We start from the raw sequence: 13469 nt of genomic DNA, 5'->3' as shown, positions 1-13469 counted from the left end.
CCCCGACAGGAGCGCTCGATGGACACCCCGATTGATGCTGGAGGCACCGAAACCGATGCCGATACCCTGTTCGCCGCCGGCAACGAGCACCATCAGCGCCGTCGATACGACCAGGCAGTCGCGGTTTTCGTTAAAGCACACGCTCTCTACACCCGCCTCGGTCTCGATCGCGAGGCTGCCCTCTGTGAGCGGAACCTCGGCAACGTCGCGGTAGACCTGGGTGATTTCGCGGAGGCGTGTGAGCACTATTGGCGGGCGCTGGGGGTATATGCCCGTCTCGGTCTCGACGACGAGGCCGCCGGCTGCGAGCAGAACCTCGGCAACGTCGCGGCAGAACTGGGCGATTTCGTGCAGGCGTGTGAGCACCACCAGCGGGCGCTGGAGGTGTTCACCCGTCTCGGTCTCGATCGTGAGGCCGCCTCCTGTGAGTTGAACCTCGGCAACGTCGCGGCACGCCTGGGTGATTTCGTGCAGGCGTGTGACTGCTATAGGCGGGCGTTGGGGGTGTTCGCCGGTCTCGGTCTCGATCGCGAGGCCGCCGACTGCGAGTACAACCTTGGCTACGTGGTGAGAGGCTTGGGTGATTTAGTGCAGGCGTGCCGGCACTACCGGCGGGCGCTGGAGGTGTATGCCCGCCTCGGTCTCGACTACGCGGTCGCGGGCTGTGAGCACCAACTCGACAACATCGCGGCAGAACTGGGCGATCTTGTGCAGGCTTGCGAGCATTGTCCGCAGTGTGGGACTTGTTCACGCGACTCGGGGTGAACCAGGATGCGGCGCGGTGCCGGAAGGGTATCGGGACGCCTTATGCCCTGAACTCCAGTTTCGGATGGCCGGGACGGCTCAGTGGTCACCAGGTGCCAGCTTGTCGAGGATCCGGCTCAGCTCGGCGCGATCGTGGGCGTCGAGCGGGGCGAAGAAATCGGCGGCCTGGGCGTCGCGGGCGGCGGACATCTCGTCGAGCAGTTTGCGGCCGGCGTCGGTGAGCAGGACGCACACCGCCCGGCGGTCGGCGCCGTCGGCGACGCGTTCGACGAGGTCACGCGACTGCAGCCGATCGACGACCTCGGTGGCCGAGCGCGGCGCGATGCGCAGGGCCTTCGCGACGTCGCCGAGGCGGGGACGGCCGTCGGCCTCGTGGTCGATGACGCGCAGCGCGCGGAACTCGTGCGGCGACAACCCCCACGGTTCGAGGGCCGAGAACCAGCGTCGGCGCAGCCCCCGCGACGTGGACATCACGAGGTCGCGAAGCTGCTCGGCCGATACGTCCGTCATGGTGACGGAGCCTACCTCACTTGACAGCTACCTCATGTTGAGGCAACCTCAGTAAAGGCTTGCCCCGACATCTGAGAGGGGTGGTGCAATGACAAGCCCTCCATTCGGCGGACCCGGCGGTGGTCGTCCCACGCGTGCCCGCAAGGTCGATCCCGCCGACCGTGCCCAGCTCGAGGAATCGCCCGTCAGCCTGCGTAGGATCGGCGCGCTGTTTGCGCCCTACCGCTGGCAGATCGCGGTCGTCGTCGCGCTCATCGTGGCGTCGTCGGCGATCTCGTTGGCCAATCCGTTCCTCGTCCGTGAGGTCATCGACCGCGCGATCCCGGAGCAGAACGTCAGCCTGCTGGTGTGGGCGGTCGTCGCGATGCTCGCGATCACCGTCGCCAGTTCCGTGTTCGGGGTGGTGCAGACGTGGATCTCGACGACCGTCGGGCAGCGGATCATGCACAACCTGCGCACCCGGGTGTTCACGCACCTGCAGCGGCAGTCGCTGGGGTTCTTCACCCGTACCCGCGGCGGCGAGATCCAGTCGCGGCTCACCAACGACATCGGCGGCATGCAGACCGTGGTGACGTCCACGGCGACGTCGATCGCCTCCAACGTGACGACGGTGATCGGTACCGCGATCGCGATGGCGGTGCTCAGCTGGCGGCTGTCGCTGCTGTCGCTGATCGTGCTGCCGCCGGCCATCTGGCTCACCCGCAGGGTCGCGCTGATGCGGCGCGAGATCACCGCGCAGCGGCAGAAGACGCTGGCGGACATGCAGACTCAGATCGAGGAGAGTCTGTCGATCAGTGGCGTGCAACTCGGCAAGACGCTCGGCGCCGGGCCCGCACTGTCCGAGCGGTTCTCCGAGACGTCGACGCACCTGGTCGATCTCGAGGTCCGCTCGCAGCTGTCCGGGCGGTGGCGGATGGCCACGATGAGCATCATCTTCTCCGCGATCCCCGCGCTGCTGTATCTCGCGGCGGGGCTGCCGGCGACGTCCGGCGGCATGACGATCGGCACCCTGGTGGCGTTCACCGGACTGCAGACGACGTTGTTCCGCCCGCTGATGGGTCTGCTCGACGTCGGTGTGTCCGTGACGAGTTCGCTGGCGCTGTTCAGTCGGATCTTCCAGTACCTGGACCTGCCGGTGGAGATCGACGACCCGGAGAAGCCTGTCCCGATGCCGCGGGAGAGGGTCGACGGTGCGGTGCGGTTCGAGCGCGTCGGCTTCCGCTACGAGAATGCCGACCGCGACGCCCTCACCGATGTCACGATCGACGTGCCGGCGGGTTCGTCGCTTGCGCTGGTCGGCGAAACCGGTTCCGGCAAGACCACTCTGGCGTCGCTCGTCGCGCGCCTGCACGATCCGACGTCGGGTGCGGTGACGATCGACGGCGTGGACCTGCGCGATATCCGGCTCGCGGAGTTGTCCGAACTGGTCGGTGTCGTCTCGCAGGAGACGTACCTGCTGCACGCGACGATTCGGGAGAACCTGCGGCACGCCCGGCCGGAGGCGTCGGACACCGAGATAGAGGCCGCGGCGAAGGCCTCGCAGGTGCACGAGCTGATCTCGTCGCTGCCCGACGGCTACGACACCGTCGTCGGCGCGCGCGGGCACCGGTTCTCCGGCGGTGAGAAGCAGCGCATCGCGATCGCCCGAACCCTGTTGCGGGACCCGCGGATCCTGGTGCTCGACGAGGCCACCAGTGCGCTCGACAACGAGACCGAGCGGGCCGTGCAGGCCGCGCTCGACGTCGTCAGCCGCGGCCGGACCACGATCACGATCGCGCACCGGCTCTCGACGATCCGGGACGCCGACCAGATCGCGGTCCTCGACCACGGCCGGGTCGCCGAGCGCGGCACCCACGAGGAGTTGCGCGCGCTCGGCGGCCGCTACGCGTCGCTACTCGCCCGAGGCCGCGACGCCGGCCCGACGGCCGAAGAAGGTGCCGTCACCGAGCGAGGTGCCGCTGATGTAGCCCCACGAGTGCAGACCCGACGTCGCGCGTCCGGCAGCGAAGAGGCCGGGGATCGCGTCCCCGTCGAGGTCTAGGACCCGGCCGTCGACGGTGGTGCGCAGGCCACCGATGGTGAACACCTCGGCGCCGCCACCGCCGGTTCCGCCGTCGCCGTACTCCGGCGGCGCCATGCCACGCTGGACGTCGATGGCCGCGAACGGCGACTGCAGCGGACGCAGCCAGCGCGCCGACTTGCGGAAGTAGGGATCCTCGCCGTGCTCGGCGAAGCGGTTGTACTCGCCGACCGTGTTCTGCAGTGCGCCCTCGGGCATGCCGATCTCGCGCTCGAGCTCCTCGAGCGTCTCGGCGACGAAATGCGGCTGCACGCCCCACCGTTCGTCGACCGGAACCTCCTCGTACGCCTGCTCGTCGAGGATCACCCACACCTTCAGGTTGTGCTTGAACAGTGCCGCCTGGCCCACCAGGCCGGGGTAGACGTCCTCGTTGATGAACCGCTGGCCGACGCTGTTGACGATCATGCCGCGCACCATCATTCCCGGCACCAGCGAGATGCCCACCTGACCGGCGGACATGTGCTTGACCGCCGCGCCGACGGCCTGCGCCATCACGATGCCGCGGCCGTCGTCACCGCCGTCGCTGTTGACGCCCAGACCCACCAATTGGGGCGCGTGCTGCGCGAGCATCTCCTTGTTGTCGGCGAATCCCCCGGTCGTGACGATCACGCCGCGCCGGGCACGGTAGGTGACGGTGTCGTTGAAGTGCCGGGCGACGACGCCGACGACGCGGCCCTCCTCCACGATCAGGCGCAGCGCGGTGGTGTCGGCATGGATCGCGATGTCGGTCTTGTCGACCGCCTCGCTCAGCACTGCCATGAGCACCTTGCCGCCGAAACCGTCGGAGGTGACCCGGTGCCCGCGCGGGGCCGGCTCGGCGAGTTCGTAGAACGGATAGGAGTTCTCGCCCATCCACATCAGACCGTCGTCGGTGGGCGGCACCCAGGTGGGGGAATCCCACAGCGACGGCTTGAACGGCACACCGTGGTCGACGAGCCACTGGTAGTGCGCGACGCTCTCGCGGCTGTAGAGGCCCACCTTCTCCTGATCGGCGTCCGGGCCGAGCGCGGCGAGGAGGAACTTCTCCATCGCCTCGGCGGTGTCGGTGAAGCCGCACGCCTCCTGGATCGGGGTGCCACCGCCGAGGTACATCTCGCCGCCGGACAGCGCCGACGATCCGCCGCCACCGCTCTGCCGCTCGAGCAGAACCACCTCGGCGCCCGCGGCGTTCGCCTCGAGTGCGGCCGACGCGCCGGCGCAGCCGTAACCGATGACCAGTACATCGGTCTCGTGGTCGTAGGCGGCTATCTCCGCGGCGTCGATCGGGGTGACGGGTACGCGTGCGCTCATCCGGTTCTCCTGTCGTGACACTGACATGACTGTGGTGCCGGTCACAGTAGGATCGCGATGTCGGGCCGAGAAGGTGCCTTTCCGGTGAGCGGGAACGGGGCCGAAACGGGTTTCCAATTCTCCTGGGCTGTAGCGCTATCGAAGGGTCATCCGCAGCGGCAGAGATGCGTGACGACGCACCATGAGGCTCGGCACCCATTCGGCTCCGTCGTCGGCGATCGAGAACGACGTGGTCCGCTCGAGCAGAGTCGTCAGCGCCGCGAGCGCCTCCATCCGGGCCAGCGCCGACCCGACACAGAAGTGGATGCCCTTGCCGAACGCCAGATGGCCCTTGAGGTTCGGTCGGTCCAGACGGACGGTGTCCGGGTCCGCGAATGCTGCCGGGTCGCGGTTCGCTGCGCCCCACAGCAGCAGGAGGTGGCTGCCGGCGGACAGCGGGATGCCGCCGAGGGTGGTGTCGGCGACGACGTGCCGGTGATGCCCGCGGAACGGCGACTCGAGCCGGAGCGCCTCGTCGAGGAAGGCGTCGATCAGCTGCGGGTCGTTCCGGAGCCGGTCCTGCAGTTCCGGATCCGTCGCGAGGATCCGGGCCGCGTTGGCGATCAGGCCGGCCGTCGACTCGCCGCCCGCGCCGACCAACTGCACCAGGATGAGCACGGCGACGTCGTCGGTGAGGTTGCCCTCGTTGCAGGCGTGGGCCAGCACGCTCAGCAGGTCGGTCTGCGGATCCTGCTTTGCGGCAGAGAATTCGGTGTAGAGATAGCCGGTGAGCGCGGCCGCCGAGGACACCAACGTCGGGAGCCGGTCCGTGGTCACGACCCCGCCGAGCATCTCGGTGCTGTCGTACGACCACGACAGCAGTTGCGGAACGTCGCTCTGCGGCAGCCCGATCAAGCTCGCGACGAGAGCGAGTGGCAGTGCGTCGGCCATCTCGCGCGCCCACTCGAAGGTGCCGTCGGCGCGCAGTTCCGCGTCCCAGAGTTCGTCGATGAGCGTCCGCACCGTCGGGCCGAGGGTGCGGATCCGCTTGGCGAGTTGCGCGAGAACGAGTTTGCGGTGCACGGCGTGCGAGGGGTCGTCGGCGGTGGCGAGCACATGGACCGCGCGACCGCCGCCGTCCATGTCGAACGTCACGGGCGGGCCGTCGGCCTGCTGCACCATCACCCCGGTGAGGTTCGACGAGAAGTCCTCGGGACGGCCCAGCGCCTCGGTCACCAGATCCCACGACGACACCAGGTGGAACTCGGTCCCGGGGACCCGGTACACGGGGTCGTGCTCGCGCAGCGTCGCGTACAGCCGGTACGGGTCGTCGAGGTGGACGGGGTCGAAGATGTCGAGGCCGTCCAGTGGCGTCGCGGTCACGGATGCCGTCCCTTCGGCGGTGAAACGTGTTGCGGTGATGCCACCGTCCAGCCTGCGACGACCCGGTGTCAAGGGGTGCCGGTAAACTGAGAAAACACTTTTGACGTGCGTGAACGGGGTGTCTCGAGGCCCTGTTCGGTCGGCGGTGTTGCTGCAGATGGTGACGGTTTCGTGTTGTAGACGAATCTGACTATCTGTCTCACAATGAGACGACTGGGCATCGGTGATCGGAGGGTGGCGTGGCGCGCACGGACGACTGGCTCGCCGGTGGGAGTCGACGGGAACTCGCGGTCGCGCGTATCACCGCCGCTGCGACGGAACTGTTCCTCGAGCGCGGGTTCGATCAGGTCGGTGCGCTCGACATCGCCGAGCGCGCGGGGTGCTCGCGGGCGACGCTCTACCGCTACGTCGGTGGCAAGCCCGCGATCGTCTCGGCGGTGGTGTCCGCGGCCGCAGCGTCGGTCGCGGAAGACGTGGCCCGCGCGGTGGCGCACCTGAACGGCGCCGACCGGATCGTGGAGGCGATCCTGACGTCGGTGGCGGCGGTCCGGGCGAACGCGACGCTCTCGTACTGGTTCGCGCACACCCGCACCGGGGTGGCCGATGGCTATCTCGCGTCTTCCCCGGACCTGGCACGGTTCGCGACCACGCTCACGGGTGTCGCGGCCGACGATGCGGCGGGGAAGTGGATCGTCCGGATGGTCCTCACATTGCTGGCGTGGCCGGGCGCCGACGACGACACGGAACGACACATGGTGCGGCGCTTCGTCGCCCCGGCGTTCGCCACATAACATCGACGAGCATGAGCCACTGCGTGTTCTGCGCCATCGTCGCCGGCAAGGCGGAATCGAGCCTCGTATACGAGGACGAGCACACCATCGCGTTCATGGACATTCGTCCCTTCACGCCGGGCCACCTGCTGGTGGTGCCCAGGGTGCACGCCGCGGACCTCGCCGAGTTGGATCCGGAGGACGGGGCGCGCCTGTTCCGTGTGGGGCAACGGATCGCCGCTGCACTGCGGGGAAGTACGGTGGGTGCAGAGGGAGTGAACTTTTTCCTCGCTGACGGAGTGGTGGCTGGTCAGGAGGTGTTCCACGTGCATCTTCACGTCGTTCCCCGGACGGCGGGTGACGGGTTCGGCCTGCGCGGGCGCCCGACCGTGCCGCCGCGACCGGACCTCGACTATCTCGCGGGATCGATCCGCGGTCGACTGGGCGCTGCCGATGCCTGACGTGACGACGGCCTCGCCTTACCTGCACCAGCGTTTTCCCGAACTGGCGGAATCACTTCCGCATGTGCGCCTGGGGGCGTCTCCGACACCGGTGCGCAAGCTGGACGGCCTCGGTACGCGGGGCAGGATCTGGCTCAAGGACGACAGCCGCTTCGGCTCCGGTGGCTGGGGCGGCAACAAGGTTCGCAAACTCGAGTGGATCATCCCCGACGTCCTCGCGCGCAAGTCGAAGCGCATCATCACCGTCGGCGGGCTCGGAACCAACTGGGGCCTGGCGACCGCGTTGTACGCCAAGCAGTTCGGGATCGACACCGCGCTCGCGCTGATCGACCAGCCGGTCGACGACCACGTTCGCGCACAGCTCGCCCGGTTGCAGCGTTCCGGTGCCGTCCTGCACTTCACCCGGACCAAGGTCCGCACGTTCGCGTGCGCGCCGTGGCTCATGCTCCGGCACATGAAGGGCGGTCGGTTGCCGTACTACCTGCCGCCGGGCGGGTCCTCGCCGCTCGGTGCGCTCGGCTACGTCGAGGCCGCGCTGGAACTGGCCGCACAGGTCGAGGCGGGGGAGATCCCCGAACCGGCACACATCGTCGCCCCGGTCGGATCCGGTGGCACCGTCGCGGGACTGCTTCTGGGACTGCGGCTCGCCGGGCTGCGCACCGGGGTCGTCGCGGTCGTCGTCAACGACACCCTGCCGCTGGGCGAGCGCGAGATCCGCGATCTGGCAGGGAGGGCCGAATCGCTGCTGCGGCAACGTGGCGCCGACCTCGGTGACGTCGACCTACGGTCGGCTCCGCTGACCGTGACGCGCGAATACCTCGGCCCAGGATACGGATACGCCACCGCCGAGGGACGGGCCGCGCAGCGCGTCGGTCACGAGTTCGGCATGCCGCTCGATCCCGTCTACACCGCAAAGGCATTCGCCGGGCTGCTCGAGATCGATGCGCACAGCCCTGACGGGGACGGGCCGATTGTCATGCTCGACACCTTCGGTCCGCGTTCGGACTGACCGATACGGTGGGGCCATGAAGTGGTGGCTGCTGGCGGGTGCGATCGTCTGTGAGGTCGTTGCGACGTTGTCGCTGCGTGCGGCTACCGACCATCCCGCGTGGTACGCGCTGGTGGTGACGGGTTACGTCGCGTCGTTCGGGTTCCTGTCCGCGGTTTTGAGGCGCATGGCAGTCGGGGTCGCGTACGGAATCTGGGGCGCCTGCGGAATCACGATCACGGCGGTGGCGGCCGCGGTCATCTTCGGGGACGCGCTGACCGGCCTCATGGGATTCGGGATCGTCCTCGTCATCGCGGGGGTTCTGGTCGTCGAGCTGGGCGCGCAGGCGGCCGAAGAGGCGCGCGCCGCCGGCGATTCGGAGCTTCGGGAGCCGGTGCAGTGACCTGGATTCTGCTCGTTGCGGCGATCGTCGTCGAGGTCGCGGGAACGTTGTGCCTCAAGGCTTCCGACGGTGGCCGACGTCGGTGGTGGCTGTTGCCGACGGCCGTTGCCTACGTCGCCGCCTTCGGTCTCATCGCCGTCGTACTCGATCGGGGGATGGCGGTCGGCGTCGTGTACGGCATCTGGGTGGCGTGCGGCGTCGCGTTGACCGCGATCCTGGGTCGCGTCATCTTCCGTGACCCGCTCACTCCGCGGATGGGGCTCGGTATCGCGCTCATCATCGCCGGGGTGCTGGCGATCGAGTTGGGTGCGGCGTCGGCCGCGTAGTCGTCGAGCCTTCTGTCTCGGTCAAGATCGGCAAATATGGACTCATGTCCAGAATGGTGTCGACCTCCGGTTCTTCCGCGTGGTAGAACATGTTCCAGTTTGCTACTGGTTCGTGGCGGGTGTGGCCGAGTGACGGGTGCTGTGCCGGCCACGCTCACCGAAGGAATTCGATGCACTGGTACACCGGAAATACCGTTTATGACACCGTCCTGACCTGCGCGTTCGCCTTCGCGGCCTTCGTGATCGTCGGCGGGTTCTTCGCCCAGAGTTCGTACGGCCGCTTCTCGTCCACCAACCTCGGATTCAACCTGAACCCGAAGCTTGGGTGGTGGCTCATGGAGATCCCCGCGACCGTCGTCTTCGCGGTGTTCTACCTGACCGGCCCCAATCGGTTCGAGCCCACGTCGCTGGTTCTCGCCGCGGTGTGGCTGCTGCACTACGCGAATCGCGGCTGGTTCTTCCCGCTGTCGATCCGTCAGGTCCCGGGCAAGCGCAGCACGTTCAACGTGTCGGTGATCGCGATGGGCGTGATCGTGACGTCTATGCACGGCTACCTCAACGGCGCGTTCTTCAGCCACGACTACATGAACCAGTACGACACCGCGTGGCTCACCGACCCGAGGTTCCTGATCGGTCTGGCGGTCTACCTGTGCGGCTTCGCGCTGCTGGTCAACTCCGAATCGATCGTCCGCAACCTACGGGACAAGGCCAACCCCGGCGCGACCGAATACCGCATCCCGATGGGCGGTGGATTCCGATTCGTCTCCAGCCCTGCCTATCTCGGTGAGTTGATCGCGTGGGCGGGCTTCGCACTGTTGACCTGGTCGCTTGCGGGTGTCGTCATCTTCCTCATCACGGCCGGCAACCTGATCCCGCGCGCGATCGCCACGCACAAGTGGTACCGGGACAAGTTCGTCGAGTACCCGAGCGATCGCAAGGCGCTGGTCCCGGGCCTGGTCTGATCCGACGGTTCCCGGATTGGGTTGGATCCCAACGCGCTCGAGCGCCATCGCAATAGCCCCTACTTTGACGCGACGGAACATTGCTGCGGATCGTGGGATCGGGTTTCGTTCGACCCGGACTATCAGACGATGGCGTTGGATTCGTTCGTCCCTCTTCTCCGAGGGGTCTTTTCCCGGCCTGCGACGGGCACCCGTCTTGTCGGCGGCTGGAATCAATTTCATTCGATGGTCTCCCACTTCAGCCCCGAGGTGGATCCGGTCGTGACGGTCAGCAGCTTTGCCGGAGGGTGCGTACGGCCTGGCCAACGACAACGCCAGATCGAAGAACTCGCAGTCGAGGCCTCGAATCCAGCTCTGTCGCAGGAAGTGCGGCCGCCTATGTGTAACCTGATGAGCGTCAACAGTCTTGACTTCGAAAGTGACCGGCAATGAGAGTATGCCGTGCGTCGATCCAGGCGTCCTCGACGTTCGTCATCCGTGACCAGTATCCATTCAGCGGCGGTTCCGGCTGGCGACGATGGTGAATTCGCTGACTGCGTGATGAGCTGGCCACGTCCGTGCTGGAAGGCCTGACGTAGTTCGTTTCCGCGCACCCGAGATCAGTAACGATCGACCTGCATCGGCAAGTGCCCTGGTCGCCCAGAAGGCCTGGGCGACCGGGGCACTCCCGTTTCACGACCAAACACTCGAAGCGTCAGGTAGGCGAATGCCGGTAGTAGTGACATCCTCGGCCGTCACGCGTCTGTCATCCGACGATATTGCCGAACTCGGCTGAAGGAACCTCGTTGGAGAGGAACGTATCGCGATGGAGGCTCTCGCATCGTTCCTTCAGCGCCATGGCCGTCTCGTCGAAGGCACGCTTCACCCACTCGCCGCTTTCTGCCATGATCTGGTGCGCAACCTCACCGAGGAAGGCGTCCGTGGAGTAGTAGCGACAACGATCCTCCGCGAGGTGCTCGATGATCTGGTCGCGTCGGGCGGCATCGCGGCAGTCCGGGGTCGGTATGAGCTCCCACGACAGCAGACGCTCCGGCACGACGGCACACACGTACTCCGTGTATGGATAGGTTCCGCCGCCGCCGGTGTAGTCGGCCAGCGTCATCTCCACGGGCGCACCGATTTCCAGCGTCGAGTTCACCGCTACACACAGGGGGTTCCAGACCGGATAGTTGTCGAGGTCCGTGAGAACCTGCCACACGAGGGCCGCAGGCGCCTCGATCTCGACCGCGATGGATCGGACGAGTGTGGCCGGATCGTAGTCCGGGATCGGCAGTTCAGACATTCAACCTCCAGTAGTGAGTGATCTTGATCATCATCGATCGCCCCGTCCGGGCGATGTCCACGGGTTCGCAAGCGTTGTCATGCAGTGCATTCCGGAGGACCCGGCCCAGGGTCGCAGCACATTCGGCGAGTGTCTGCCGCATCTCGACGGGCTGCATCTCGGTACTCGCCCCGTCGGCCGAGTCGACACCGGTGCCGAATGCACGTTCGGAATCGAGGGTCACACGGTCGTTGGGGCGAATCTCGGGTAGTCGAGATAGCCCTCGACCCCACCGCCGTAGTACGAGTCCGGATCGGGCTCCGTCAGGGGCCACCCGTTCTGCATGCGCTCGACGAGATCGGGATTGGCGATGAACGGCTGCCCGAACGCGCTGAGATCGATCAGGTTCTTCTCCATCAAGTCCTCTGCCAGTTCTTGTGTCATGCCGCCCGCGAGGATGATCGTTCCCGGGTACTCAGCTCGGAACTCGGTGAGAAAATCAATTCCGACGGTGCGTCCGCCGGCCGGACGCTGATCGGCGAGATGCAGGTAGGCGAGGTTCCGGCGGGACAGTTCGGACGCCAGATACAGGTAGGTCTCGGCGGTTTCGGAGTATGAAGGCATGTCGAACAGCTCGCTGAACGGGGAAAGCCTTATCCCGACGCGGGTGGACCCGATCGCCTCACTCACCCGATCGACCGTCTCGAGGAGGAACCGAGCACGCTTCCGAACGGAACCACCGTAGCGATCGGTTCTCGTGTTGGCCGAAGGGTTGAGGAACTGCTCGAAGAGGTACCCGTTGGCGCCGTGCAATTCGACACCGTCGAAAGCGGCGCCCTTCGCGTTGTTCGCGGCGCGGACGAAGTCACGAACCACCCTGTCCACTTCTTCCGTCGACAACGGCCGGGGCGTGCTCACGTCCACGAAACCGATGGTGTCGTCGTCGACGAACGCGAACGTCTTGCACTCGCGGGCAGTTACGGCTCCGGCACTCACGGGTCGCTGCCGATCAGGCTGAAGCGACGTGTGGGACAGTCTGCCGACATGCCACAGTTGGGCGAAGATTCGGCCGCCTTCCTTGTGGACGGCGTCGGTCACCGTTCGCCAGCCGGCAACCTGTTCCCCGGACCAGATTCCCGGAACAAGCGCATAGCCTTGCCCTTCGGGGGAGATCGGCGTGCCTTCGGTGACGATCAACCCTGCGGTTGCGCGCTGGCGGTAGTACTCAGCAGTATGTGCGCCGGCAATGGTGTCGGCGCTGCGAGCGCGCGTCATGGGGGCCATCACTACGCGGTTCCCCAGTACGATGTCGCCGAGCCGGTATTGATCGAATAGCCGAGTCATTCACAGTCTCCTTCTGAAAAGTGGTTCACAGACGAGTGGGGCACCGGTTCTCGATCTCGACGGGCCCCGGATCGGGCGCGGCAGGCGTCCGAGTGCGTAACCTTCGGCGGTGTGGGCGGACTCAGAAGCCCGACATGTCGTACGGGTACTTGTTGGTGGCTCCGCCGTCGACGACCATGACCTGTCCGGTGATGGTTCGGGCGTGGTCGCTCACCAGGAAGGCGAGCGCGCTCGCGACGTCGGAGGGCATCGTCACCCGTTGAAGCGGTATCTGGGTGCGGGTGTTCTCGAGCGCATCGGCGTCGAGGATCGTCGAGATCCGCGGCGTTAGAACGAATCCGGGAGCCACCGCATTGACACGGATACCGGAAGGGCCCAGCTCGATGGCCGCCGAGCGGACCAACGACCCGAGTGCCGCCTTGTACGCGCCGTAGGCGGCGTGTACCGGGGCGCTGCCGATTCCGGACACCGATGAGACGAAGGTGATGGAGCCGTCGCCGCGGATACGCAGCGGAGTGCCGAAGTGCCGAAGCGCGAGGACCGCGTGGCGCAGGACGATGCCCTCCTCCCAAAGCCAGTCGTCGTCGGTGATCTCGAGCAGCGGACCATAGCGTGCCATGCCGATGACATCGACGACGCCGTCGAGCACGCCCGTACGCTCGGCCAACGCGGCCATGCCGGCGTCGTCGGTGGCATCGACCTGGAGGGCAGTGGCCGCCGCACCGATCTCTTCGCACACCTGGGCGGCGCGGTTCCGATCGACGTCGACGACGATCACGGAGGCGCCGAGTTGAGTGAGCGCATGAGAAGTCTGCCGCCCCATTCCCTGTCCGCCACCGAGTACGAGGAATCGGCGTTGCGACAGGTCGAACCGGTTGCGGTAATCGACGATCCGGTCACCGTCGGAGCGGTCGACAGACATGGCAGGGTCCTGAGTCATACGTACT

General features: G+C 66.8%; 14 protein-coding genes and 1 pseudogene. 9 read left to right on the top strand and 6 right to left on the bottom strand.

Annotated elements, in window-relative coordinates; translation table 11 throughout:
* Positions 1-18 precede the first annotated feature (18 nt).
* Positions 19-765 (top strand): tetratricopeptide repeat protein, encoded by a 747-nt coding sequence (locus tag LCL87_RS04165; protein ID WP_225016978.1) that lies wholly within the window; start codon positions 19-21, stop codon positions 763-765.
* 78 nt (positions 766-843) lie between these two features.
* Here LCL87_RS04165 and LCL87_RS04160 read toward each other — a convergent pair whose 3' ends face one another.
* Complete coding sequence (locus LCL87_RS04160; protein ID WP_225016976.1) at positions 844-1275, bottom strand: MarR family transcriptional regulator; 432 nt, start codon at positions 1273-1275, stop codon at positions 844-846.
* Positions 1276-1363: 88 nt separating this feature from the next.
* Between LCL87_RS04160 and LCL87_RS04155 the strand changes: the two genes are divergently transcribed.
* Positions 1364-3316, top strand: a complete 1953-nt coding sequence (locus LCL87_RS04155) for an ABC transporter ATP-binding protein (RefSeq protein ID WP_510850689.1) — start codon at positions 1364-1366, stop codon at positions 3314-3316.
* On the opposite strand, the pseudogene LCL87_RS04150 reads toward LCL87_RS04155, so the two are convergent.
* Positions 3236-4645 (bottom strand): annotated as a pseudogene (locus tag LCL87_RS04150) (FAD-dependent oxidoreductase); the annotation flags it as partial. The gene LCL87_RS04155 and the pseudogene LCL87_RS04150 overlap by 81 nt on opposite strands.
* Before the next feature lie 135 nt (positions 4646-4780).
* A complete protein-coding gene (locus LCL87_RS04145) occupies positions 4781-6007 on the bottom strand; it encodes a cytochrome P450 (RefSeq protein WP_225016972.1) in 1227 nt (408 codons plus the stop codon).
* Between the two features lie 239 nt (positions 6008-6246).
* On the opposite strand from LCL87_RS04145, the gene LCL87_RS04140 reads away from it, so the two are divergent.
* The 7 genes from LCL87_RS04140 (at position 6247) to LCL87_RS04110 (ending at position 10349) form a co-directional block, all read left to right on the top strand.
* Entirely contained in the window at positions 6247-6798 is a 552-nt protein-coding gene (locus LCL87_RS04140; RefSeq protein ID WP_225016970.1) for a helix-turn-helix domain-containing protein, read from the top strand.
* 11 nt (positions 6799-6809) lie between these two features.
* The gene (locus LCL87_RS04135) at positions 6810-7238 is read left to right on the top strand and encodes an HIT family protein (protein WP_225016968.1); all 429 of its coding nucleotides are present in this window, start codon (positions 6810-6812) and stop codon (positions 7236-7238) included.
* Positions 7231-8247 (top strand): pyridoxal-phosphate dependent enzyme, encoded by a 1017-nt coding sequence (locus LCL87_RS04130; protein ID WP_225016966.1) that lies wholly within the window; start codon positions 7231-7233, stop codon positions 8245-8247. Before LCL87_RS04135 ends, LCL87_RS04130 begins: the two co-directional genes overlap by 8 nt.
* Positions 8248-8263: 16 nt before the next feature.
* Positions 8264-8629: an SMR family transporter gene (locus LCL87_RS04125; protein ID WP_225016964.1), complete on the top strand. Its 366-nt coding sequence runs from the start codon at positions 8264-8266 to the stop codon at positions 8627-8629.
* A complete protein-coding gene (locus LCL87_RS04120; protein ID WP_225016963.1) occupies positions 8626-8955 on the top strand; it encodes an SMR family transporter in 330 nt (109 codons plus the stop codon). Before LCL87_RS04125 ends, LCL87_RS04120 begins: the two co-directional genes overlap by 4 nt.
* Positions 8956-9125: 170 nt before the next feature.
* A complete protein-coding gene (locus tag LCL87_RS04115) occupies positions 9126-9917 on the top strand; it encodes a phosphatidylethanolamine N-methyltransferase family domain-containing protein (protein ID WP_225016961.1) in 792 nt (263 codons plus the stop codon).
* A 21-nt stretch (positions 9918-9938) separates the two neighbouring features.
* Positions 9939-10349, top strand: coding sequence for a hypothetical protein (locus LCL87_RS04110; protein ID WP_225016959.1), 411 nt, complete (start codon positions 9939-9941; stop codon positions 10347-10349).
* A 313-nt stretch (positions 10350-10662) separates the two neighbouring features.
* Here the strand turns inward: LCL87_RS04110 and LCL87_RS04105 are convergent, their stop codons facing one another.
* The 3 genes from LCL87_RS04105 to LCL87_RS04095 form a co-directional block, all read right to left on the bottom strand.
* Positions 10663-11199, bottom strand: a complete 537-nt coding sequence (locus LCL87_RS04105) for an SRPBCC domain-containing protein (protein WP_225016958.1) — start codon at positions 11197-11199, stop codon at positions 10663-10665.
* 219 nt (positions 11200-11418) lie between these two features.
* Positions 11419-12522, bottom strand: coding sequence for an alkene reductase (locus LCL87_RS04100; protein ID WP_225016956.1), 1104 nt, complete (start codon positions 12520-12522; stop codon positions 11419-11421).
* 121 nt (positions 12523-12643) lie between these two features.
* On the bottom strand, positions 12644-13444 hold the full coding sequence (locus LCL87_RS04095) for an SDR family oxidoreductase (RefSeq protein ID WP_225016954.1): 801 nt from the start codon (positions 13442-13444) through the stop codon (positions 12644-12646).
* Positions 13445-13469: the final 25 nt, after the last annotated feature.

It is taken from the genome of Prescottella equi, from assembly GCF_020171745.1.
Lineage (GTDB): Bacteria > Actinomycetota > Actinomycetes > Mycobacteriales > Mycobacteriaceae > Prescottella > Prescottella equi_A.
This window is presented reverse-complemented; position numbering and strand designations above follow the sequence as displayed.

Bases quoted from the DNA above. Each gene is read 5' to 3' on its own strand.
- LCL87_RS04135 (WP_225016968.1), top strand. From the start codon at position 6,810: ATGAGCCACTGCGTGTTCTGCGCCATCGTCGCCGGCAAGGCGGAATCG.
- LCL87_RS04105 (WP_225016958.1), bottom strand. From the start codon at position 11,199: ATGTCTGAACTGCCGATCCCGGACTACGATCCGGCCACACTCGTCCGA.
- LCL87_RS04115 (WP_225016961.1), top strand. From the start codon at position 9,126: ATGCACTGGTACACCGGAAATACCGTTTATGACACCGTCCTGACCTGC.
- LCL87_RS04155 (WP_510850689.1), top strand. From the start codon at position 1,364: ATGACAAGCCCTCCATTCGGCGGACCCGGCGGTGGTCGTCCCACGCGT.
- LCL87_RS04095 (WP_225016954.1), bottom strand. From the start codon at position 13,444: ATGTCTGTCGACCGCTCCGACGGTGACCGGATCGTCGATTACCGCAAC.
- LCL87_RS04165 (WP_225016978.1), top strand. From the start codon at position 19: ATGGACACCCCGATTGATGCTGGAGGCACCGAAACCGATGCCGATACC.
- LCL87_RS04125 (WP_225016964.1), top strand. From the start codon at position 8,264: ATGAAGTGGTGGCTGCTGGCGGGTGCGATCGTCTGTGAGGTCGTTGCG.
- LCL87_RS04130 (WP_225016966.1), top strand. From the start codon at position 7,231: ATGCCTGACGTGACGACGGCCTCGCCTTACCTGCACCAGCGTTTTCCC.
- LCL87_RS04100 (WP_225016956.1), bottom strand. From the start codon at position 12,522: ATGACTCGGCTATTCGATCAATACCGGCTCGGCGACATCGTACTGGGG.
- LCL87_RS04160 (WP_225016976.1), bottom strand. From the start codon at position 1,275: ATGACGGACGTATCGGCCGAGCAGCTTCGCGACCTCGTGATGTCCACG.